Source organism: Massilia agri, from assembly GCF_024753255.1.
GTDB lineage: Bacteria > Pseudomonadota > Gammaproteobacteria > Burkholderiales > Burkholderiaceae_D > Telluria > Telluria agri.
The window spans coordinates 24,744-45,639 of sequence record NZ_JANUHA010000016.1; the positions used below are offsets into that span (position 1 = coordinate 24,744).

Annotated in this window: 21 protein-coding genes; 10 read left to right on the top strand and 11 right to left on the bottom strand. The window is 66.6% G+C overall.

What is annotated here, in order from left to right; genetic code table 11:
* Position 1 precedes the first annotated feature (1 nt).
* The 3 genes from NX780_RS19360 (at position 2) to NX780_RS19370 (ending at position 4,532) form a co-directional block, all read left to right on the top strand.
* Positions 2-655, top strand: coding sequence for a 3'-5' exonuclease (locus tag NX780_RS19360; protein ID WP_258829520.1), 654 nt, complete (start codon positions 2-4; stop codon positions 653-655).
* A 158-nt stretch (positions 656-813) separates the two neighbouring features.
* Positions 814-2,205 carry a tetratricopeptide repeat protein gene (locus NX780_RS19365; protein ID WP_258829521.1) on the top strand — a complete coding sequence of 464 codons (1,392 nt, stop codon included), beginning with the start codon at positions 814-816 and terminating at the stop codon, positions 2,203-2,205.
* Positions 2,206-2,357: 152 nt separating this feature from the next.
* On the top strand, positions 2,358-4,532 hold the full coding sequence (locus NX780_RS19370; RefSeq protein ID WP_258829522.1) for a prolyl oligopeptidase family serine peptidase: 2,175 nt from the start codon (positions 2,358-2,360) through the stop codon (positions 4,530-4,532).
* Positions 4,533-4,702: 170 nt separating this feature from the next.
* Here NX780_RS19370 and NX780_RS19375 read toward each other — a convergent pair whose 3' ends face one another.
* Positions 4,703-5,278 carry a helix-turn-helix domain-containing protein gene (locus NX780_RS19375; RefSeq protein WP_258829523.1) on the bottom strand — a complete coding sequence of 192 codons (576 nt, stop codon included), beginning with the start codon at positions 5,276-5,278 and terminating at the stop codon, positions 4,703-4,705.
* A 182-nt stretch (positions 5,279-5,460) separates the two neighbouring features.
* Here NX780_RS19375 and NX780_RS19380 point away from each other — a divergent pair, with 182 nt between their 5' ends.
* The 6 genes from NX780_RS19380 to moaD all read left to right on the top strand — a co-directional run bounded on the left by NX780_RS19380 (position 5,461) and on the right by moaD (position 12,282).
* The gene (locus tag NX780_RS19380; protein WP_258829524.1) at positions 5,461-6,666 is read left to right on the top strand and encodes a glycine C-acetyltransferase; all 1,206 of its coding nucleotides are present in this window, start codon (positions 5,461-5,463) and stop codon (positions 6,664-6,666) included.
* A 15-nt stretch (positions 6,667-6,681) separates the two neighbouring features.
* Positions 6,682-7,638: an NAD-dependent epimerase/dehydratase family protein gene (locus NX780_RS19385; protein WP_258829525.1), complete on the top strand. Its 957-nt coding sequence runs from the start codon at positions 6,682-6,684 to the stop codon at positions 7,636-7,638.
* A gap of 58 nt (positions 7,639-7,696) precedes the next feature.
* The gene (locus NX780_RS19390) at positions 7,697-9,085 is read left to right on the top strand and encodes an L-serine ammonia-lyase (RefSeq protein WP_258829526.1); all 1,389 of its coding nucleotides are present in this window, start codon (positions 7,697-7,699) and stop codon (positions 9,083-9,085) included.
* 233 nt (positions 9,086-9,318) lie between these two features.
* A complete protein-coding gene (gene thrC / locus NX780_RS19395; protein ID WP_258829527.1) occupies positions 9,319-10,794 on the top strand; it encodes a threonine synthase in 1,476 nt (491 codons plus the stop codon).
* Positions 10,795-10,796: 2 nt separating this feature from the next.
* Entirely contained in the window at positions 10,797-12,017 is a 1,221-nt protein-coding gene (locus NX780_RS19400) for a molybdopterin molybdotransferase MoeA (RefSeq protein WP_258829528.1), read from the top strand.
* Positions 12,018-12,024: 7 nt separating this feature from the next.
* Complete coding sequence (moaD, locus tag NX780_RS19405) at positions 12,025-12,282, top strand: molybdopterin converting factor subunit 1 (RefSeq protein ID WP_258829529.1); 258 nt, start codon at positions 12,025-12,027, stop codon at positions 12,280-12,282.
* A 108-nt stretch (positions 12,283-12,390) separates the two neighbouring features.
* On the opposite strand, the gene dctP is transcribed toward moaD, so the two are convergent.
* The 5 genes from dctP to NX780_RS19430 form a co-directional block, all read right to left on the bottom strand.
* The gene (gene dctP / locus NX780_RS19410; protein WP_258829530.1) at positions 12,391-13,401 is read right to left on the bottom strand and encodes a TRAP transporter substrate-binding protein DctP; all 1,011 of its coding nucleotides are present in this window, start codon (positions 13,399-13,401) and stop codon (positions 12,391-12,393) included.
* A 243-nt stretch (positions 13,402-13,644) separates the two neighbouring features.
* Positions 13,645-13,875: a hypothetical protein gene (locus NX780_RS19415; protein WP_258829531.1), complete on the bottom strand. Its 231-nt coding sequence runs from the start codon at positions 13,873-13,875 to the stop codon at positions 13,645-13,647.
* Between the two features lie 31 nt (positions 13,876-13,906).
* Positions 13,907-14,839, bottom strand: a complete 933-nt coding sequence (locus tag NX780_RS19420) for an alpha/beta fold hydrolase (RefSeq protein ID WP_258829532.1) — start codon at positions 14,837-14,839, stop codon at positions 13,907-13,909.
* The gene (locus NX780_RS19425; protein WP_258829533.1) at positions 14,836-15,039 is read right to left on the bottom strand and encodes a helix-turn-helix transcriptional regulator; all 204 of its coding nucleotides are present in this window, start codon (positions 15,037-15,039) and stop codon (positions 14,836-14,838) included. Before NX780_RS19425 ends, NX780_RS19420 begins: the two co-directional genes overlap by 4 nt.
* Positions 15,036-15,422 carry a hypothetical protein gene (locus NX780_RS19430; protein ID WP_258829534.1) on the bottom strand — a complete coding sequence of 129 codons (387 nt, stop codon included), beginning with the start codon at positions 15,420-15,422 and terminating at the stop codon, positions 15,036-15,038. Before NX780_RS19430 ends, NX780_RS19425 begins: the two co-directional genes overlap by 4 nt.
* Before the next feature lie 142 nt (positions 15,423-15,564).
* Here NX780_RS19430 and NX780_RS19435 point away from each other — a divergent pair, with 142 nt between their 5' ends.
* Positions 15,565-16,815, top strand: coding sequence for a TIGR03862 family flavoprotein (locus NX780_RS19435; protein WP_258829535.1), 1,251 nt, complete (start codon positions 15,565-15,567; stop codon positions 16,813-16,815).
* Here the strand turns inward: NX780_RS19435 and NX780_RS19440 are convergent.
* Genes NX780_RS19440 through hpnD form a run of 5 tightly spaced genes read right to left on the bottom strand, consistent with a single transcriptional unit; the run spans position 16,799 to position 20,856 of the window.
* A complete protein-coding gene (locus NX780_RS19440; protein ID WP_258829536.1) occupies positions 16,799-17,605 on the bottom strand; it encodes a head GIN domain-containing protein in 807 nt (268 codons plus the stop codon). The two genes, NX780_RS19435 and NX780_RS19440, sit on opposite strands and share 17 nt — an antisense overlap.
* Position 17,606: 1 nt before the next feature.
* Positions 17,607-18,410, bottom strand: a complete 804-nt coding sequence (locus NX780_RS19445; protein ID WP_258829537.1) for a DUF1700 domain-containing protein — start codon at positions 18,408-18,410, stop codon at positions 17,607-17,609.
* A gap of 26 nt (positions 18,411-18,436) precedes the next feature.
* Complete coding sequence (locus tag NX780_RS19450) at positions 18,437-18,589, bottom strand: hypothetical protein (RefSeq protein ID WP_258829538.1); 153 nt, start codon at positions 18,587-18,589, stop codon at positions 18,437-18,439.
* 40 nt (positions 18,590-18,629) lie between these two features.
* Complete coding sequence (gene hpnE, locus NX780_RS19455) at positions 18,630-20,036, bottom strand: hydroxysqualene dehydroxylase HpnE (protein WP_258829539.1); 1,407 nt, start codon at positions 20,034-20,036, stop codon at positions 18,630-18,632.
* The gene (hpnD, locus tag NX780_RS19460; RefSeq protein ID WP_258829540.1) at positions 20,023-20,856 is read right to left on the bottom strand and encodes a presqualene diphosphate synthase HpnD; all 834 of its coding nucleotides are present in this window, start codon (positions 20,854-20,856) and stop codon (positions 20,023-20,025) included. Before hpnD ends, hpnE begins: the two co-directional genes overlap by 14 nt.
* Between the last annotated feature and the right edge of the window lie 40 nt (positions 20,857-20,896).

The window sequence follows — 20,896 nt, forward strand, 5'->3', positions numbered from 1 at the left end:
CATGAGTATATTTGAACGTCCGATCGTGATGCTCGACTTCGAGACCACCGGCCTGTCGCCGGATGCGGGCGACCGTATCACCGAAGTCGCGGCCCTGCGCATCGTCGGCGGCGAGATCCGCGACCGCTACGTCTCGCTGGTGAACTGCGGGGTGCGCATCCCATCCTTCATCACCCAGCTGACCGGCATCAGCCAGGACATGGTCGATTCGGCGCCGCCCAGCCAGCGCGTGGTGGCCGAGCTGCTCGACTTCATCGGTGGCGACATGCTGGCCGCCCACAATGCCAGCTTCGACGAGAAGTTCCTGAAGGCCGAGGGCTGGCGCATCGGCCGCCCGACCGGCCACTGCGGCCTGGTCTGTTCGCTGAAGCTGGCGCGCCGGCTCTACCCGGGCCTGCCGAGCTACAAGCTCGGCAACCTGTCCAGCCGCCTCGGCATCGTCTTCCGCGGCACCGCCCACCGGGCCGAGGCCGACGCCGAGGTCTCGGCCGAGGTGCTGCTGCATGCGGCGCGCCACCTGGGCACGAGCCACGGCCTGCAGCAGGTCGCGCCCGATCTGCTGGTGTCGATCAACAAGCTGGCCGCAGCCAAGGTGCCGGTCTTCCTCGAAAAATACGCGAGCCTCGAGCGCGAGCGCCGGCTTGCGGCAGCCTGAGTCTGCGCAGCGGCTGCGCGAGCACCGGCACGCTTGCGCGGACGCAAACCGCGCGCGTGTCGCCCCCTTAAACTTTTAACAACGGCGGCGCATCTGCGTCCCGCCGTGTCGATCGTTGCCGGGCACCCCAGAGGCGGGTTCGGCGTGGAGGGGAAGGGATGAGTCGCCAGAACGCCGCCCGCGAGGGCTACGATGTCTTCCTGTGGTTCCACCCGGCCGCCATGCGAGGCAATCCCTACGCCCAGTTCAATCTCGGCCTGCTGTACAAGCAGGGCCAGGCGGTCGAACGCGACGACGCCCATGCGCTCAAGTGGATGCAGCTGGCCGCCGAGAAGGGGCTGGCGGCCGCCCAGAACCATCTCGGGGCCATGTACAGCCGGGGCCAGGGCGCGCCCCGCAGCGACGAGCTCGCCGCGCGCTGGTTCGGGCGTGCCGCCGCCCAGGGCGATCCTTCGGCCCAGCAGAACCTCGGACTCCTGTACCGCAAGGGGCGCGGGGTGCCGCAGTCGCACGAGGTTGCCTTCGGCTGGTTCTACCGCGCCGCCGAGCAGGGCCTGGCCAGCGCCGAACACCTGCTCGGCGAGTGCTACCTGCAGGGGCTCGGCGTGCCGGTCTCGCACCCGCTCGCGATGGCCTGGTTTCGCAAGGCGGCGCGCCAGGGCCATGTCGGCGCCCAGCGCAGCCTGGCCCTGATGTACCGGCGCGGCGACGGCGTCGAGGCCGACGACGCCCAGGCCCTGTGCTGGTTCCGCCAGGCGGCCGCCCAGGGCGACCCCGTCTCCCAGCGCTACCTCGGCCTTGCCTATGCCCAGGGACAGGGGGTGACGGCCGACCCGGCCCGCGCCGTCGCCTGGCTCGAGCGGGCCGCCATGCGCGACGACACCGAGGCCCAGTACGCCCTTGCCACCCTGCTGGCCGGCGGACACGGCTCGGGCGACGACGAGCGCGCCCTGTCCTGGTTCCTGCGGGCCGCCACGCGCGGCCACGTCCAGGCCCAGTACTGTGCCGGCGTCATGTATTCGCTCGGTCGCGGCACGGTGCGCGACCCGGCGCGCGCCTTCGAGTGGACCCAGCGCGCGGCGGAGCAGGGCGCGCCGAATGCCCAGTTCAGCCTCGGGGTCATGTACGCACGGGGCGAGGGCGCGCCGCGCGACGAGACCAGGGCCGCCGAATGGTACCGGCGTGCAGCCCAGCAGGGCGACGCCAGCGCCCAGAACAACCTCGGCGTCCTCTACGCCAACGGCCAGGGCGTGCCGCACGACGATACCCTCGCCACCTACTGGTACCGCCAGGCGGCCGAACAGGGCCATGCGCTGGCCCAGTACAACCTGGGCGGCATGGTGGGCAGCGGACGCGGCGCCGAACGCGATCCGCTGCGCGCCTATATGTGGATGCTGCTCGCGGCCGGCTCCGACCACGAGGACGCCGGGTCCGGTTCCCGCAGCGCCGGCAAGACCGGCAAGCCGGGAACGGGCGGGCACTGGGGCCGCGCCCTGACCAACCGGGTCCAGGCCGGACGACGCCAGCGCGGCCAGGCGCCTGGCCACTAACTTCCATCAGTCAATCCACCACGATCATCTCCCTATTGAGCGGGTAAATGCCGCCCATGCGCCAGCCTGGAGAGGCATAGGCGACCTCGGCAATTCGCGTTATGATGGCCGTCGGCAATCGCCGACCCCATGAATAATCGACCGAGAACGATATGACCCTGAGACACGTAACGCTCGTCACCCTGCTGGCTGCGGCCTTTGGCGCCAACACGGCGCTGGCGCAGAGCTGCCCCGCCAATGGCCCTTCCTTGACCTACCCGGTCGCGAAGAAGCTCGACCAGACCGACAACTACCACGGCACCGTCGTGGCCGACCCCTACCGCTGGCTCGAGGACGCGAACAGCGCCGACACCAAGGCCTGGGTGACCGCCCAGAACACCGTGACCCAGGCATACCTGAACCAGATCCCGCAGCGCGCGGCGATCCGCGAGCGCCTGACCAAGCTCTGGAACTACGAGCGCTACAGCGTCCCCGGCAAGGAAGGCGGCCGCTACTTCTACTCGCGCAACGACGGCCTGCAGAACCAGTCGGTGCTGTACACCCAGAAGACCCTGAGCGACACCCCGCGCGTGCTGCTCGACCCGAACACCATGTCCAGCGACGGCACCGTCGCCCTGGCCGGCGCCGCGGTCAGCCCGGACGGCAAGCTGCTGGCCTACAGCACCGCCGCCTCGGGTTCGGACTGGAACGAGATCCGCGTGCGCGACATCGAGACCGGCAAGGACATTGACGACCACATCAAGTGGGTCAAGTTCTCGAGCACCGCCTGGACCAAGGACGGCAAGGGCTTCTTCTACAGCCGCTACGACGAGCCGAAGGAAGCGACCAAGCTGGCCGACGTGAACTACTTCCAGAAGCTCTACTTCCACCGCATCGGCACGCCCCAAAGCGCCGACACCCTGGTCTACGACCGCCCGGACCAGAAGGAATGGGGCTTCGGCGGCCACACCACCGACGACGGCCGTTACCTGATCATCACCACGACGAAAGGCACCGCGCCGAAGTACCGCGTGTCCTACAAGGACCTGTCCAAGCCCGATTCGAAAGTGGTCGACCTGATCGACAACTTCGATGCCGGCTACGACTTCATCGACAACGTCGGCACGGTGTTCTACTTCAGCACCGACCGCAACGCGCCCAAGAAACGCATCGTCGCGATCGACATCACCAGGCCGCAGGAGTCGAACTGGAAGGAGATCGTTGCCGAGAAGGGCGAAACCCTGACCGGCGCGGACATCATCAACAACCAGCTGGTGCTCGAGTACCTGAAGGACGCGCGCGCCGTGGTGCGCGTGCATGACCTCAAGGGCAAGCCGGTGCGCGAAATCAAGCTGCCGGGCATCGGCTCGGTCGGCGGCCTGTCGGGCAAGCGTGGCGACCTTGAGACCTTCTATTCCTTCACCGGCTTCACCACGCCGACCACGATCTACCGCCTGAACATGAAGACCGGCGAGAGCACCGTGTTCCGCCAGCCGAAGGTGGACTTCAATCCGGCGGACTACGAGACCCGCCAGCAGTTCTTCACCTCGAAGGACGGCACCAAGGTCCCGATGTTCATCGTGTCGAAGAAGGGCCTGAAGCTGGACGGCCAGAACCCGACCTACCTGTACGGCTACGGCGGCTTCAACATCTCGATGACCCCGGGCTTCTCGCCGGCCAACCTGGCCTGGATGGAGATGGGCGGCGTGTATGTCGTGGCCAACCTGCGCGGCGGCGGCGAATACGGCGAAGCCTGGCACCAGGCCGGCACCAAGCTGCAGAAGCAGAACGTGTTCGACGACTTCATCGGCGCGGCCGAGTGGCTGATCGCGAACAAGGTGACCTCGCCGCAAAAGCTGGCGATCGGCGGCGGTTCGAACGGCGGCCTGCTGGTGGGCGCGGCCATGACCCAGCGTCCGGAACTGTTCGGCGCCGCGTTGCCGGCGGTGGGCGTGATGGACATGCTGCGCTTCCACAAGTTCACCATCGGCTGGGCCTGGACCTCGGACTACGGCTCGTCGGAGAACCCGGACGAGTTCAAGGCCCTGGTCAAGTACTCGCCGCTGCACAACCTGAAACCGGGCACCTGCTACCCGGCGACCATGGTGACCACGGCCGACCACGACGACCGCGTGGTCCCGGCGCACAGCTTCAAGTTCGCCGCGGCCGCCCAGGCCGCCCAGGCGGGCGCCGCACCGGTGCTGATCCGCATCGAGACCAAGGCTGGTCATGGCGCGGGCAAGCCGACCACCAAGCAGATCGAGGAAGTGGCGGATCGCTGGGGTTTCCTGGCGCGTGAGCTGAAGGTTGGCGGCGCTGCGCCGACCGCGGTCGGTGGCAGCAACTAAGCCGAAGCCTTGATGTAAGAACGGCCACTCGAACGAGTGGCCGTTTTTGTAGGGTGGACGGGGTAATTTCGGGCAATGCCCGGAATTACAAGCGTCCGCGCGTTCAAATGCAACATGAGCCGTCACTGCGCATCCGTGAGTTGAATGCGCGGACGGCGAAGCCGTCCACCCTACCTCTGAACGACGACCAGCAGCGCCTTCGCCTCGGTCTTCCCCGCATTCCTGATCACATGGTCGTAATCCGCCGGATAGCGCGCCGTGCCCCCATGCTTGATCTTCTTCTTTTCCGTCCCCACTTCCAGCTCGATCGTGCCCGTAATGACGGTCAGGTGCTCCTTGGTGCCCGGATCGTGGGCCTGCGACGCCATCTCGCCGCCCGGCGCCAGGGTCAGCTCGTACCACTCGTACTTGCCCGCCAGGTCCATCGGACCCAGGATGCGCAGGGAATAACCGGCATGGGCGCCGGGCAGGGTAGGGGTTTCGTGCGGGTCCACCACGCGGATCAGGTCCACGGCCCGCACCTCCGACGAGAGCAGCTCGCCGATCTCCACGCCCAGGGCATTGGCCAGGCGCCAGGTGATGGCGATGGTGGGATTGGCCTTTTCGCGCTCGATCTGGGACAGCATCGACTTGGACACCCCCGCGATACGTGACAGATCTTCAAGGGTCAGGCCCCTGGCCAGGCGCAGGCGCTGTAGCGTGGCGCCAACTTCGGGCGGAGCGTTATTTGTTAGAGTTTTGCTCATTGATTAAATTAGGACCTGAATATGCTTATAGCTTTGCTTGCCAAGTTCATTAGCTGGGGGTAAGATTCAATATATTGAATTTTCGTTCGACATACAGAACTTGGTTTCTAAATCGAACGAGCCAACGATACGACATCCGCCAACCGCCGGTCAAGCCGGACCAACCTGGGAGTGGTTACAACATGAGCGATCAAGCATTTTACAGCGGCCTGCAATCGAAACTCGAGACGCTGCGCACCGAGGGCCTCTTCAAGCCGGAGCGCGTGATCGCTTCGCGCCAGGGCTCCGAGGTGGTCTCCCAGGATGGCCGCACCTTGATCAATATGTGCGCCAATAACTACCTGGGCCTGTCCGGCGACAGGGAGACCAGCGATGCGGCCGCCGCCGCGCTGGAAAAGTATGGCTACGGCCTGTCCTCGGTGCGCTTCATCTGCGGCACCCAGACCGTGCACAAGGAACTGGAACAGAAGCTCTCCGAATTCCTCGGCACCGAAGACACCATCCTCTACGCGGCCGCATTCGACGCCAACGGCGGCGTGTTCGAGCCGCTCTTCGACGAGAACGACGCCATCATCTCGGATGCCCTGAACCACGCCTCGATCATCGACGGCGTGCGCCTGTGCAAGGCGGCGCGCTACCGCTACGCCAACAACGACATGGCGGACCTGGAGAAGCAGCTGGTCGCCGCTACGGAAGCGGGCAAGCGCCACAAGATCATCGTCACCGACGGTGTCTTCTCGATGGACGGCACCATCGCCCAGCTGGACAAGATCGTCGCGCTGGCCGAGAAATACGGCGCCCTGACCATGATCGACGAGTCGCACGCTTCGGGCTTCATGGGCAAGACCGGCCGCGGCACCCACGAGCACTGCGGCGTGATCGGCAAGATCGACATCATCACCGGCACCCTGGGCAAGGCCCTGGGCGGTGCGATGGGCGGCTTCACCTCGGGCCGCAAGGAGGTCATCGAGACCCTGCGCCAGAAGTCGCGCCCCTACCTGTTCTCGAACACCCTGGCCCCGATGATCGCCGGCGCTTCGCTGGCAGTGCTGGACCGCATCTCGAAATCGACCGAGCTGCGCGACCGCCTGATGGACAACACCGCATACTTCCGCAAGGAGATCGAGCGCATCGGCTTCACCATCAAGCCGGGCACCCACCCGGTGGTGCCGGTGATGCTGTTCGACGCGCCGATCGCCCAGAAATTCGCGGCCCGCATGTTCGAGCTGGGCGTGCTGCTGTCAGGCTTCTTCTACCCGGTGGTGCCGATGGGGCAGGCGCGCGTGCGCGTGCAGCTCTCCGCCGCCCACACCCGCGAGCAGCTCGACACCGTGCTCAAGGCCTTCGAACAAGCCGGCAAAGAGCTGGGCATCCTCAAGAATCAATAAGATCGGAACAGAACAATGGAACGCATCCTCATCATTGGCGCCAACGGCCAGATCGGCAGTGAACTCGTGACCGCCCTGGCGGAGCAGCACGGCGCGCAGAACGTCATCGCCTCGGACATCGGCACCAACAACGTCTACGGCGCGGCGCGCTACACTCAGCTGGACGTGCTGGACAAGGACCGTCTCGCCCAGCTGATCGATGCGGAAGGCATCACCCAGGTCTACCAGCTGGCAGCGCTGCTGTCGGCCACCGGCGAAAAGGCCCCGCTCAAGGCCTGGACCCTGAACATGGACGGCCTGCTGAACATCCTGGAAGTCGCGCGCGAGCGTGGCGAAGCGGGCAAGCCGCTGAAGATCTTCTGGCCTTCCTCGATCGCCGCTTTTGGGCCGAATACCCCGGCCGAATCCACTCCGCAGTACGCGGTGATGGACCCGACCTCGATCTATGGCATCAGCAAGCTCGCCGGCGAGCGCCTGTGCGAGTACTACCACAGCAAGTACGGCGTGGACGTGCGCTCGATCCGCTACCCTGGCATCATCAGCTTCAAGTCGCCCCCGGGCGGCGGCACCACCGACTACGCGATCGCGATCTTCTACTCGGCGCTCAAGGGCGAGACCTATGAATGCTTCCTGGGCCCGGAAACCACGCTGCCGATGATCTACATGCCGGACGCGATCCGCGCCACCATCGAGCTGATGGATGCCCCGGCGGAGAAGGTCGCGATCCGCTCTTCGTACAACGTGGCCGGCGTGTCCTTCAACCCGCGTGAACTGGCGGCCGCCATCAAGAAGGCGGTACCTGGCTTCGAGATCGCCTACAAGCCGGACAGCCGCCAGCAGATCGCGGACTCCTGGCCGAAGAGCCTGGACGACAGCCGCGCGACCTCCGACTGGGGCTGGAAGGCGCGCATCGGTGTCGAGGAGATGGTCGCCGATATGCTGAAGAACATCGACGTCGGCGTCGCCGCCTGAGCGTCAACCCAAGATCAAACAATAAAAACAATCAAAACCGGATAGTCGAGACAACAAGATGGATATGAGCGTTTTCGATCTTTTCAAGATCGGTATCGGCCCGTCGAGCTCCCACACGGTGGGCCCGATGGTGGCGGCGCGCCGCTTCCTGCTGGAGTGTGGTTCGCTTGAGCAGGCGGTGGGCGTCGAGGCACACCTGTATGGTTCGCTGGCGCTGACCGGCGTCGGCCACGCGACGGACAAGGCCGTGATCCTCGGCCTGATGGGCGAGACGCCGCAGGGCGTGGACCCGGACACGGTCGAGGACAAGCTGGCCGAAGCCGAGATGGACGGCAAGCTGAAACTGCTGGGCGAGAAGGAAGTCCCCTTCCAGTACCGTACCGGCCTCATCTGGCACAAGCAGTCGACCCTGCCGGAACACCCGAACGGCATGAAGTTCGTCCTGCAGCTGCTTGACGGCAGCATCATCGAACGCATCTATTACTCGGTGGGCGGCGGCTTCATCACCGCGGCAGGCGAGAGCCAGGCGCGCGCGGCGGAAGCGCCTTCGCGCACGGTGCCCTTCCCATTCGACACGATGGCCGAGTTGCTGGCCCAGGGGCGCGAGCACGGCCTGTCGATCCCGCACATGCTGCGCGCGAACGAGCTGGCGCGCATGAGCGAGCTTGACCTGGACACGGGCCTGGATCGCATCTGGAAGGTGATGCACGACTGTATCGCCCACGGCCTCGTCACCGAGGGCGAACTGCCCGGCGGCCTGAACGTCAAGCGCCGCGCGGCCAAGCTGTGGAAGCAGGCGCACTGCAACGAGGGCAAGCGCGTCAACGAGTTGCCGCACGATGCGACGCACCACGTGACCCTGTATGCGATGGCCGTCAACGAGGAGAATGCGGCCGGCGGCCGTGTCGTCACCGCGCCGACCAATGGCGCGGCCGGGATCATCCCGGCGGTGCTGCGCTACTACGCCGAGGACTGCCGTCCGAGCGACCCGGTGCAGGGCATCCGCGACTTCCTGCTCACGTCCGCCGCGATCGGCATGCTGTGCAAGAAGAATGCCTCGATCTCGGGCGCCGAGATCGGCTGCCAGGGCGAGGTCGGGGTGGCGTGCGCCATGGCGGCGGCCGGCCTGGTGGCGGCGCTCGGCGGCTCCAACGAGCGCATCGAGAATGCGGCGGAGATCGGCATCGAGCACCACCTCGGCATGACCTGCGACCCGATCGGCGGCCTGGTGCAGATTCCCTGCATCGAGCGCAACGGCATGGGCGCGATCAAGGCGATCACCGCGGCCTCGCTGGCCATGAAGGGCGACGGCACCCACTTCGTCAGTCTCGACAATGCCATCGAGACGATGCGCCAGACCGGCGCCGACATGCAGGTGAAGTACAAGGAAACTTCGCTGGGCGGTTTGGCCGTCCACGTTGTGACCGTTAACCACGCCGCCTGCTGACCTGACGCTGCCGCTTCCCGTAGGGTGGGCGATCCCTCGCCCACGCGTTCAACTACACGTCGAGGGCCGACACCGTCTCTGTTCGTATTACGGTTGAACGCGTGGGCGGAGGACTCGCGGGGCCGCCCAGGCCCACCCTACGTAACCGGGATGTTTTTTTGCACCACAGCATACGATCCCTCAGGGCGCTATAATAAAAGTTCAACTTTGGCCCCTACCGGATTTCCTACCGTATGCATTACGTCTCCACCCGCGCAACCAGCGCGTCCGCAGCACGCAATCCCCAGCGTTTTTCCGACATCCTGCTAGCCGGTCTCGCTCCGGATGGCGGCCTGTATCTCCCCGAAACCTATCCGCAAGTCAGCGGCGCGGAACTCGATGCCTGGCGCAAGCTGTCGTATGCCGAACTGGCCTATGAAATCCTGCGCAAGTTTGCGACCGACATTCCCGACGACGACCTGCGCGCCCTGACCGCGAAGACCTACACCCCCGAGGTCTACCGCAATGCGCGGGCCGATGAGTCGGCCAAAGACATCACCCCGCTGCGCGTGCTGGAAGAAGGGGAAAAGGGCAAGCTGGTGCTGCAGGCGCTGTCCAATGGCCCGACCCTGGCCTTCAAGGACATGGCGATGCAGCTGCTGGGCAATCTGTTCGAGTATGCGCTGGCCAAGAACAATGACGAACTGAACATTTTTGGTGCGACCTCCGGCGACACCGGCAGCGCCGCCGAGTACGCGATGCGCGGCAAGCGCGGCGTGCGCGTGTTCATGCTCTCGCCGCACAAGAAGATGAGCGCCTTCCAGACCGCCCAGATGTTCAGCCTGCAGGACCCGAATATCTTCAATATCGCGGTGGAAGGCGTGTTCGACGACTGCCAGGACATGGTCAAGGCCGTGTCGAACGACCTGTCCTTCAAGGCGCGCCACAAGATCGGCACCGTCAACTCGATCAACTGGGCGCGCGTGGTCGCGCAGGTGGTCTACTACTTCCGCGGCTACCTGGCTGCCACCACCAATAACGAGCAGAAGGTGTCGTTCACCGTCCCTTCGGGGAACTTCGGGAATATCTGCGCCGGCCACATCGCCCGCATGATGGGCCTGCCGATCGACAAGCTGGTCGCCGCCACCAACGAGAACGACGTGCTCGACGAGTTCTTCCGCACCGGCGTCTACCGCGTGCGTAAACCTGCCGAGACCTACCACACGAGCAGCCCCTCGATGGATATCTCGAAAGCCTCGAACTTCGAGCGCTTCGTCTACGAGCTGGTGGGGCGCGACGCCGAGCGCACCCATGCCCTGTTCAAGAAGGTCGACACCCACGGCGGTTTTGACTTGTCCGGCGCTCCGGGCAGCGATGGCGACGAATTCAAACTCGTGGGCCAGTACGGTTTCGCCTCGGGCAAGTCGACCCACCCCGATCGCCTGGCCACCATCCGCGACGTGGCGGACGATTACGGTATCACCATCGACACCCACACTGCCGACGGCATCAAGGTCGCGCGCGAACACATGCAGCCGGGCGTGCCGATGATCGTGCTGGAAACCGCGCTGGCCGCCAAGTTCAACGAGACCATCCTCGAAGCACTCGGCCAGGACGCCGAGCGCCCGGCCGGCTTCGAGAACATCGAGGCGCTGCCGCAGCGCTTCGTGGTCATGCGTCCCGAGGTGGACAGCATGAAAGCCTATATCGCCGGGCACACGGGGCTGTGACGATGAAGCCGCCCATGCTGTCGGTGCGCGAGGCGCTGACCCAGCTGCTGGACGCGGCTAGTGCCGTCGACGGCGTCGAGCGCGTGCCTACCCTCGAGGGCAACGGCCGCGTGCTGGCGCAAGACATGCTCGCGACCATCGACGTGCCCTCGGCCGACAACACGCAGATGGATGGCTACGCGGTCCGCGCGCGCGATTGCGAGAGCGGCAGCGCGACCCTGCGCGTGGCCCAGCGCATCCCGGCGGGCACCGTCGGTGCGCCCCTGGAGCCTGGCACGGCGGCGCGCATCTTCACCGGCGCCCTGATTCCACCGGGCGCCGATGCCGTCGTGATGCAGGAGCAGTGCGAGGCGGTGGGCGACAGCGTCACCGTGCGCCATATGCCGCGTCCGGGCGAATGGATCCGCCGTACCGGCGAGGACGTCTCGAGCGGTTCCGTGATCCTGCCTGCGGGGACGCGCCTGCGCAGCCAGGAGCTCGGGCTTGCAGCGTCCGTCGGGCTGGCCGAACTCCCGGTGCGTCGCCGGGTGCGCGTGGCGGTATTCTTCACGGGCGACGAGCTGGCCATGCCGGGCGAGCCCTTGCAGCCCGGCGCGATCTACAACTCGAACCGCTTCACCCTGCGCGGCCTGCTGGAGAACCTCGGCTGCGACTTCACCGACTTCGGCATCGTGCCGGATTCGCTGGAGGCGACGCGCGACACGCTGCGCCGCGCGGCCGCCGGGCACGACCTGATCATCACCTCGGGCGGCGTCTCGGTCGGCGAGGAAGACCACATCAAGCCGGCGGTGGAAAGCGAAGGGCGCCTGGACCTGTGGCAGATCGCCGTCAAGCCCGGCAAGCCGCTCGCCTTCGGCGAAGTGCGCCGCGCAGAAGGTTCCTCGTACATCATCGGCCTGCCCGGCAATCCGGTATCGAGCTTCGTCACCTTCCTGCTCTTCGTGCGGCCATTCCTGCTGCGCCTGCAGGGCGTGAGCGGTCCGGTGGAGCCGCGCGGCTACGTCATGCGCGCCGATTTCGCGCTGCCCAAGGCCGACCGCCGCAATGAATTCCTGCGCGTGCGCGTGAACGCCGCCGGCGGCCTGGACCTCTTCCCCAACCAGGGCTCGGGCGTGCTGACCTCGACTGTCTGGGGCGATGGCCTGGTCGACAATCCGCCGGGCCAGGCGATCGCGGAAGGCGATCTCGTACGCTTCATTCCCTTCGCCGAACTGCAGCACTAGGACCAGCATGAAGATCAATGTGAAGTATTTCGCCTCGGTGCGCGAGTCGGTCGGCACGGGCCAGGAAACGCTCGAGTTGCCCGACGGTGCATCGACGGTCGGCGCGGTGCGCAGCCTGCTGGCGTCGCGTGGCGGTGTGTGGGGAGAAGCGCTCGGCGAGGGGCGCGCCGTGCGCATGGCTTGCAGACAGGTGATGTGCGGACCGGAGGCGCCGGTGGAAGAGGGCGCCGAAGTGGCGTTCTTCCCGCCCGTGACGGGCGGGTAGGGTGGTCGGCTATGCCGACCGCGCGTTCAAACAGTGCATGAGCAGTATTGCAGTGACTATTCAGGGGGCGGTTGAACGCGCGGACGGCGAAGCCGTCCACCCTACGGATCAGACGATGGTCTGCTCGGCCAGCGCCAGGAGTCTGGCGCAGTTCGCGTTGCGTTCGCCGAATTCGCGCCACGCATTGGTGCGCGCCACCGCCTGCCACTTGCGCAGGGCTTCGGCATTCATGTCCACCACCTGGGCGCCGGCCTTGGCGTAGACCGAGGCCACGGTCGCGTCGTCGTTGCGCGCGGCCTTGAGCGCGAAGGCCTCGAGCTCGGCGCCGACCGCCATCACGGCTGCCTGCTGCTGTTTGCTCAAGCGGTCGAAGACGGTGCGCGACATCAGGAGCGGCTCGAACATGAACCAGTAGGCGCCGCCACGGGCCGTGGTCAGGGCGCGCGCCGATTCCGCGAGGCGGAAGGAAATCAGCGAGGTCGAGGAGGTCAGCGCCGCATCGAGGGTCCCGGCGCGCATCGCGGCCGCGATCTCATTGGACGGCATGTTCACGACCGTCGCGCCGGCGTCCGTCAGCAGGCGGTCCATCTCGTGCGAGCCGCCGCGCACCTTCAGGCCGGCCACGTCTTCCGGATGCAGCAAGGGCTTGCCGCGCGAGGCGACGCCGCCGGCCTGCCAGATCCAGCTGACGATCACCAGGCCCTGTTCATTGAGGATGCGGCTCAGCTCCTTGCCGACCGCCGCGTTCTTCCAGGCGAAACCCTGCTCGTACGAGGTGACCAGGCCGGGCATCAGGCCGATGTTGGCTTCCGGCGCCTCGGCGCCCGCGTAGGACAGCGGCACCAGGGCCATGTCCAGCGAGCCGTTCCTGAGGGCGGGGAACTGGGCGTTGGCGCCCATCAGGCTGGAACCCGGGTAGATCGAGAATTTCAGCCCGCCACGGGTGCGGCGTTCGACGTCGGCCGCGAACATGCGGCACAAGCGGTCGCGGAAATCACCCTCGGAAATACTGCCGCCGGGGAACTGGTGCGAGATTTTGAGATTGTTCGGCTGCGCCCATGCGGACTGCATCCAGAGTGGACTGGACGCGATTGCGCCCAGCATTGTCCTACGAGACATTGCTGCCCTTGTCATTACCGACATACACATCCTCCAAGATGTTGAAACGGACTGCTTCCGGAATCGTGGCGGCCTCGTCGAGCGGGCGCCATCGTTCCTTATGGCGGATACAAGAATATTCCCCTCACATGTATTGTCAAGCGGAATCTTGCAGATATTACAAATGCATACGTGCCCGGGCCGGTAGCGAATTCTGCGCTACCGGCCCGGGCACGTCTTGATGCATTCCGGAGGAGTGGAGGTTCAGGTCTTCGTATCGGGGTGGCTGCACATCGCGCAGCTGGCGCCACGGCTGGCCCGGTAATAGCGCGAGCCGATGAAGATCGCGCTCGACACGACGGCCCAGGCCAGGGATTCGCGCCAGCCCGTCTCGAAGGCCTCGCCGCGCAGCAGCACGTCGATGCCTACCAGCAGGGCGAACATCGTGCCGGCCGCCAGCAGGTATTGGCCGCTCCAGTAGATCAGTCTTTGCATGGTCTCTCTCCCTATCGTGGACAACGGCTTCCTACAGGCGCTTCAGGAAACGGCGGACGGCCTCGCTCACGGCCTCGGGCTGGTCGATCATCGGGAAGTGGCGGGCCTTGTCGATGGCCTCGACTTCCAGCTTCGGCGTTTCGCCCATCAGCGCCCGATAATACGCCACTTTGTCCTGCATGCTGATATTGCCGAGGTAGGGCGCGTCGGGCGCATAATAGGGCGCCAGCACCAGGACCGGCACCGCTACCTTCGCCATGCCGGGACGCAGGTCGCGCGCCATCACCGCGCCGGCGTAGGCGCCGACCGCCTGCGGGTCGCTGCGGGCGCTGAGTTTCGCGGCATCGTCGGCCTTGCCGATATCGGTCATGCCGATGCTGCGCATGTATTGTTGCTGCTGGGCTGCGAAGGCCGGGCCGGCCAGGCCCGACATCTGCTTGCGCACGCCGTCGGACATGGCTGCGCGCTGCTCAAGCGTCAGGTCTTCGGTGCGCGGGAAGACCGGCAGGCCGTCGATGCCGACCACGCCGCCGAGGCGGTCCGGCACTTCCTGGGCCAGGGCATAGGCGAGCGTTGCCCCGATGCTGTGGCCCACGACCACCGGCTTGACCAGCTTGCGCGAGGCGATCAGCTCGGCCAGGGCGTCGCGCGCATTGTCGAAGGGGTCGCCGCTGACCGTTGGACGGCCGTCGAATCCGGGCAGGGTCACGACGTAGACCGTATTGGTGGGCGCGAAGTCGCGCACCATCTGCTGCCACACCCAGCCGCCGCTGGACAGGCCGGGGACCAGGATCAGGGCGCGCGGTCCGCTGCCGTGGCGCTCGACCAGCATGCCCTTGATTTCGAAGCGCTCCGCGGCGGCCGGCTGCGCCACCAGGAAGCGGTTGGGCTGCGCGGGCGCGTCCTGGGCCATGGACGGGGTGGCGAGGGCGAAGATTGCTGCGAACAACAACGAGGCTTTCATGCGGACTCCTGGTCTGGGGTGAAGATCGATTCGATCGGAAGCTGGAACAGTCTGGCGATAGCGAAGGCGAGCGGCAGGCTCGGGTCGTAGCGGCCGGTCTCGATCGCGTTCACGCTCTGGCGCGAGACGTCGAGCATGTCGGCCAGCTCGGCCTGGCTCCAGCCGCGCTCGGCGCGCAGGGTGCGGATGTGGTTGTTCATCGGTCGAGCAGCTTGCGCAGGATGCCGACGACGCCGACGGAGCCGCACAGGACGCACCACACGGTGAACATCGAGAGACGCGGGTAACCGGCCGTTTCGAGGAAGCCGTAGCTGAAGGTCAGGCCGGCGGTGAGCGCCGCGGCCAGCGCAACGTTCTCGAGCATGCGCATGCGCTGGTATTCGTCGATGCGGCCGAAGTGGCGCGCGATGACCCACAGGGCCGCGAAGAAGCCGATCATTGGTGACAGCAGCACCAGGGTGCGCAGGGCGCCTTCCTCCATCGGCCGGCCCCAGCGGATGGCGGCCACCAGCAAGACCATGTAGAGCGCGATCGACGAGACCAGCTCGCGCAGATAGGCTTTTCCGACCCGCTTTTCGTGCATGACATCCTCCAGGAAGTAAAGTATGCTTGACATCGTAGTCAAGGAAACCTGACATGTCAAGCTCCCTTTACATCGCACCGCGCATTTTATGCGGAACGCAAACTCGACTACAATGCCGCTCCTTTGCCTCCCTTGAACTCCGATGAGTCAGCAGCCCAGCCAATCCCAACGTGTCGCCGTGATCGGCGGCGGCCCCGCCGGCCTGATGGCGGCCGAGACCCTGGCCGCGGGTGGCGTGCAGGTCGATGTCTACGACGCCATGCCATCGGTGGGCCGCAAGTTCCTGCTGGCCGGGAAGGGCGGCATGAACATCACCCATTCCGAGCCGATACCGAGCTTCCGCGCCCGCTACGGCGCGCGCGAGGCCGAAGTGGCGCGCTGGCTGGACGCTTTCGACCCGCAGGCCGTGCGCGACTGGATCCATGGACTCGGCATCGACACCTTCGTGGGTAGTTCCGGCCGGGTCTTCCCGCTTGAAATGAAGGCTGCGCCGCTGCTGCGCGCCTGGCTGCACCGCCTGCGCGAAGCCGGCGTGCGCTTCCACCAGCGCCATCGCTGGCTGGGCTGGCAGGGCGGGCGCCTGCGCATCGCCACGCCGGATGGCGAAATCCTGGTCGAGGCGGATGCCACGATCCTGGCCCTGGGTGGCGCCAGTTGGGCGCGGTTAGGCTCGGACGGCGCCTGGGCGCCGCTGCTGGCCGGACATGGGGTGGACGTGGCGCCCCTGCAGCCCTCGAACTGTGGCTTCGATGTCGACTGGAGCGCGCACATGCGCGAGAAATTCGCCGGCAGCCCCCTGACTACCGTGGCGATCGCCTGGCAGGACAGCCAGGGCGCCATGCAGCGCCGCCAGGGCCAGTTCGTGGTGACGGCGACCGGCATCGAGGGCAGCCTGGTGTATGCGATCTCGGCGCCGCTGCGCGACCGCATTGCAAGCGAGGGCGGGGCCACCATCTGGCTCGACCTGCTGCCGGACCTGGACGCCGGACGTGTGCTGGAAGAGGTGACGCGCCCGCGCGGCTCGCGTTCGCTATCGAGCCACCTGCAGGGACGCCTCGGCATCAAGGGCGTGAAAGCGGGTTTGCTGCACGAGTGCCTGTCCAAAGAGGACTACAACGATCCGGACAAGCTGGCGCATGCGCTGAAGGCGCTGCCGCTGGTATTGAAACGCCCGCGCCCGATCGACGAGGCCATCAGCAGCGCCGGCGGCGTGATGTTCGAAGCCCTGGAAGGCAGCATGCTGCGCGCGCTGCCGGGTGTCTTCGTGGCCGGAGAGATGGTGGACTGGGAAGCGCCGACCGGCGGCTACCTGCTCACCGCCTGCTTCGGCAGCGGGCGCGCCGCGGGACGCGACGCGCTCGCCTGGCTTGATGGTTCTATTCTGAAAAAGTAACGCTGCCGGTGCCGGTGCGGCTCACGCTGCGCTCGCCCGGATTGCCGTGCACTTCGATGTCGCCGCTGCCCGAGACCGAGGCGGTGACGGTATCGCGGGCCTGTACCGTGCTGCTGCCCGAACCGCTCTGGCTCACCTTGACCGTTTCCGCCCGCAGGTGGCGCGCGTCGAGGTCGCCCGACCCGCTGGCGCTGGCCGCCAGCTCGCGGGCGCTGCCGACGATGGTCATGCTGCCGGAGCCGGTGAGGCTCGCTTCGAAGCGTTCGATGCCGGCGCCGCCGTTCAGGTCCAGTTCGCCGCTGCCGCTCAGGCTTGCCGTGACCTCGCGGAAGCGTCCGTTGAAGCGCAGGCTGCCCGGACCTTCCATGCGCACCTCGATGCGTTCGCCCGAGAAGCCATTGACCGTGCTCTCGCCGCTGCCGTCCACCGTCACGCTGTTCAGGCCAGGGAGGACCAGTTCGACCTCGAGAGGCCGGCGGTGGCGCAGCACCATGCCGCGGATGCCGATGTGCAGGACCTCGCCATCCTTCGTGACGTCGACATTGCCCAGCAGGCGCGATTCGCCGCGCACCTTGAGCGAAGGCGCCGCGCCGTAGCGCAGGGTCAGGTCGATCGGGCCGTTCAGGTCCACGGCCTTGATGCCGGCCGGGACCTCGCGGGTTTCGGTGCTGAGTTGGCGGCCCTCGGCGGCGGCGGCCACGCCGTTCGCGCGCAGCATGCCGTAGCTCAGGCCGATCAGGACGAAGGCCAGCAGCAGGAGGCTGAAGCCGACTTTGAGGAGGGTGCGCATCTCAGGTCCCCTTCAGGAGCGAGAGGTTCATGCGCAGGTAGCGCTTCAGGCCGATGAAGGTGTACTTGGTCACCACCAGCGAGAGCAGGAAGAGCAGGATGCCGCCGCACACCATGGCCAGGCCGAAAACGGTCTGGGTGGTGCGCGATTCCTTGTCCAGGTCGGTCGTGATCTGGATGCCGGTGTCGGCCACCTTTTCGGCGCGGCGTATCACGAGTTCGGACTGGCCCATCTCCTTGTCGGCTTCCGCTTCCGCGTCGGCCTCGTCGCGGCTGGGCGGGTCTTCCTGGTAGACGTGGATGCCCTGGTCGCCGATCGCGACCCGGGTGCGCGAGCCGGTGGTGGTGCGGCGCTCGCTGCCATCCTCCATGCGCTCGACGCGGTGCAGGGGATTGTTCAGGATGAGTTCATTGGCGCCGGCCAGGCCGCTGGCCGTGATCGCGATGCCGGACACGTAGAAGCCCAGCGCGCAGGCATACACTGTGACCAGCAGCGCCGCGTAGACCGCCGCCGGGATGGCCATGAAGAGGTTGAACACGATCAGGCCGGCGCTGGAGACCAAGAGGCGCAGCGCATTCGCCGGGTTCTTCCTTGCGGTGAAGGCATCCATGTGGGTGCTGGCGCGCAGCGTGACCGCGACCTTGCGCGGGTCGCCGAGTTCCTCGGCGATGCTTTCTTCGCTCCGGCCAGCCGCCACGCCGTCCACGAATCGCTGCTCGTACCAGGCCAGGGTCTTGGCCTGCGTCTCCGGCGGCAGGCCATGCATGGCCCGCTTGAGCGCGTCGAGATATTCCAGTTTGCCCATGTGCGGCCTGTATGTATTTCTGTGAATCAGTGGTGCGCGACCACGGGAATGCTGCCGATCGCCACGGCCGTGCCGGCGCTGGAACCGCCGATCAGTTCCGGATGGACCAGCACGGCGGTGCTGGCGATGACCAGGGCCAGCAGGCCCAGGGTGCGCAGTCCGAGTTGTAGCTTGTTCATGATGTCCATTTCGTGCCGTAAAACCATGTAATCGATGGTGCTACTGTACGGAAGTGGAGGTCCCGGGGCCACCGGCGTGCGACAGGCTGCGCTTTTCGCGGGTCAGGGTGTCGCTAGAAGCGATGGCCGTGGCCGCGGCGATACCGCTGCGCACCGCCGTTTCCAGGGTGGCGGGGTAGTCGCTGGCCGTGTAGTCGCCCGCCAGCAGGACGCCCGGCAAGCCTGTTTCATTGCCGGGGCGCGCCAGGCCCGGGGTGCAGGAGAAGGTTGCGCGCTTTTCCGTAATGACGCGGCTCCACTGGGGCGCCGCCAGTTGCGGGCGCCGCAGGTCCTGCGCCAGCTGGGCGGCGATCGCCGCCGCCAGCGCCTCCTGTCCCAGCCCTGCCGCATCGCCGGCCGCGCTGACCACCACGGCCAGCAGTCCCGGCTGCTTCGCGTCGAGCTGGCCGCGGTCGAAGGCGAACTGGCCCCAGCGGCCCTGGGCCGGATCGTCGAGCAGGGCGTAGAAGGGCAGTTCCAGGCGCAGGGAGGGATCGTATTGCAGGTAGCAGGTGGCGATCGGCTCGTAGCCGAAGCCGCCGAGTTGCTCGCTCAAAACGGCCGTCTTCGGGTGCGGTGCCAAGAGGGCAGCGCTGACACTGGCCGGCGTGGCCAGCACGACGGCATCGAACGCCTCAGGCCGGCCGTTCAGGGTCAGCTGCCAGCCATCCTCGCCGCGGACCAGGGCCTCGGCCTTGACGCCCAGGCGCACGCTGCCCCCACGGCTTTCCACGTAGCGGGCGGCGGCCTGCGGGAACAGGGACCCCATATCGAGGCGCGGCAGCAGCATGTCGGAAGCGGCGCGGCGCCGCGCGCCCAGGCTGTCGCGCAGCACGGCCAGGAAGACCTTGGCCGAGGCGCGCTCCGGCGGCGTGTTCAGGGCCGCGATGCACAGGGGATGCCAGAGCAGGCGGTTCAGGCGCGGGGTCTGGTCGAAGCGATCCAGCAGCTCCTGGACGCTGCAATCCGTGTAGAGCACCCAGCCCATCCACTTCGCGGCGCTGTTGAAGCGCGCCAGGGCCATCTTGTCGGCGCGGGCAAGTCCTTTGGCGCGCAGCAGGGCGGCGAGCAGGTGGAAGGGCGCGGGCCAGCTTGGCGCGACGAAATCCATGCCGCCGCCTTCTTCGGGGAAGGGGTAGCGCATCTGCACGGGCAGGCGCAGCAGGGCCGCATCGGGATCGATGCCGACTTCCAGCAGCAGGCGCAGCGTGTCTTCGTAGGCGCCCAGCAGGATGTGCTGGCCGTTGTCGAGCATCCGCCCCCCGACCTCGACCCCGCGTGCGCGTCCGCCCAGCGCCCGGGCCGATTCCACCAGGGTGACCCGGCATCTCGCGCGCGCCAGTTCGACCGCCGCCGCGCAACCCGCCCAGCCGCCGCCGACGACGGCGACCCGATCAGGTACGGACATAAGTCTTCCAGGCCAGCCAGAGCTTTCTCAGCGGAGTCAGCGAGATGCGCTGGTTCAGCACGTGGAAGTTGTCGCGCTGGATCTCATCCAGCAGGGTGCGATAGATCGCGGCCATCATCAGGCCGGGGCGCTGGGCACGGCGGTCTTCCTTCGGCAACAGGGACAGGGCCTCGTCATAGGTGCGCTGGGCGCGCTCGGCCTGGAACTTCATCAGTGCCTCGAACTTCTCGCCGTGGCGGAAATTCAGGATGTCGGCGGCCGTCACATTGAACTGCTGCAGCTCGTTGACCGGCAGGTAGATGCGGCCCTTGCGTGCGTCGTCGCCGACGTCGCGGATGATGTTGGTGAGCTGGAATGCCAGGCCCAGCTTCTCGGCATATGCCAGGGTCTGCGGGTTCGTGTAGCCGAAGATGCTGGCCGACAGGATGCCGACCACGCCGGCCACGCGCCAGCAGTATTTCTGCAGGCCGGCGTAGTCGAGGTAGCGGCTCTGGTCCAGGTCCATCTCCATGCCATCGACAATGGCCTGCAGGTGCTGCTCTTCCAGCTTGTAGGTCGCGATGTGCGGCTGCAGGGCCTGGGTCACGGGGTGGGTGGGCGTGCCCTTGTACATGCTCGACACTTCGGTACGCCACCAGGCCAGCTTGATGCGCGCCACCGAGGCGTCGCTGGTCTCGTCCACCGTGTCGTCGACTTCGCGGCAGAAGGCATACAGCGCGGTGATCGCGCGGCGGCGTTCGGGCGGCAGGAACAGGAAGCTGTAGTAGAAGCTGGAGCCGCTCTGGGCGGTCTTTTGCTGGCAGTATTCGTCGGGGGACATGTAATTCTTGCTTATGGTGTTTGCTGCTGTGGGCGGCGAA

Excerpts from the sequence above, each read along its gene's own strand:
- NX780_RS19360 (WP_258829520.1), top strand. The coding sequence starts at position 2 with ATGAGTATATTTGAACGTCCGATCGTGATGCTCGACTTCGAGACCACC.
- NX780_RS19365 (WP_258829521.1), top strand. The coding sequence starts at position 814 with ATGAGTCGCCAGAACGCCGCCCGCGAGGGCTACGATGTCTTCCTGTGG.
- NX780_RS19370 (WP_258829522.1), top strand. The coding sequence starts at position 2,358 with ATGACCCTGAGACACGTAACGCTCGTCACCCTGCTGGCTGCGGCCTTT.
- NX780_RS19375 (WP_258829523.1), bottom strand. The coding sequence starts at position 5,278 with ATGAGCAAAACTCTAACAAATAACGCTCCGCCCGAAGTTGGCGCCACG.
- NX780_RS19380 (WP_258829524.1), top strand. The coding sequence starts at position 5,461 with ATGAGCGATCAAGCATTTTACAGCGGCCTGCAATCGAAACTCGAGACG.
- NX780_RS19385 (WP_258829525.1), top strand. The coding sequence starts at position 6,682 with ATGGAACGCATCCTCATCATTGGCGCCAACGGCCAGATCGGCAGTGAA.
- NX780_RS19390 (WP_258829526.1), top strand. The coding sequence starts at position 7,697 with ATGGATATGAGCGTTTTCGATCTTTTCAAGATCGGTATCGGCCCGTCG.
- thrC (WP_258829527.1), top strand. The coding sequence starts at position 9,319 with ATGCATTACGTCTCCACCCGCGCAACCAGCGCGTCCGCAGCACGCAAT.
- NX780_RS19400 (WP_258829528.1), top strand. The coding sequence starts at position 10,797 with ATGAAGCCGCCCATGCTGTCGGTGCGCGAGGCGCTGACCCAGCTGCTG.
- moaD (WP_258829529.1), top strand. The coding sequence starts at position 12,025 with ATGAAGATCAATGTGAAGTATTTCGCCTCGGTGCGCGAGTCGGTCGGC.
- dctP (WP_258829530.1), bottom strand. The coding sequence starts at position 13,401 with ATGTCTCGTAGGACAATGCTGGGCGCAATCGCGTCCAGTCCACTCTGG.
- NX780_RS19415 (WP_258829531.1), bottom strand. The coding sequence starts at position 13,875 with ATGCAAAGACTGATCTACTGGAGCGGCCAATACCTGCTGGCGGCCGGC.
- NX780_RS19420 (WP_258829532.1), bottom strand. The coding sequence starts at position 14,839 with ATGAAAGCCTCGTTGTTGTTCGCAGCAATCTTCGCCCTCGCCACCCCG.
- NX780_RS19425 (WP_258829533.1), bottom strand. The coding sequence starts at position 15,039 with ATGAACAACCACATCCGCACCCTGCGCGCCGAGCGCGGCTGGAGCCAG.
- NX780_RS19430 (WP_258829534.1), bottom strand. The coding sequence starts at position 15,422 with ATGCACGAAAAGCGGGTCGGAAAAGCCTATCTGCGCGAGCTGGTCTCG.
- NX780_RS19435 (WP_258829535.1), top strand. The coding sequence starts at position 15,565 with ATGAGTCAGCAGCCCAGCCAATCCCAACGTGTCGCCGTGATCGGCGGC.
- NX780_RS19440 (WP_258829536.1), bottom strand. The coding sequence starts at position 17,605 with ATGCGCACCCTCCTCAAAGTCGGCTTCAGCCTCCTGCTGCTGGCCTTC.
- NX780_RS19445 (WP_258829537.1), bottom strand. The coding sequence starts at position 18,410 with ATGGGCAAACTGGAATATCTCGACGCGCTCAAGCGGGCCATGCATGGC.
- NX780_RS19450 (WP_258829538.1), bottom strand. The coding sequence starts at position 18,589 with ATGAACAAGCTACAACTCGGACTGCGCACCCTGGGCCTGCTGGCCCTG.
- hpnE (WP_258829539.1), bottom strand. The coding sequence starts at position 20,036 with ATGTCCGTACCTGATCGGGTCGCCGTCGTCGGCGGCGGCTGGGCGGGT.
- hpnD (WP_258829540.1), bottom strand. The coding sequence starts at position 20,856 with ATGTCCCCCGACGAATACTGCCAGCAAAAGACCGCCCAGAGCGGCTCC.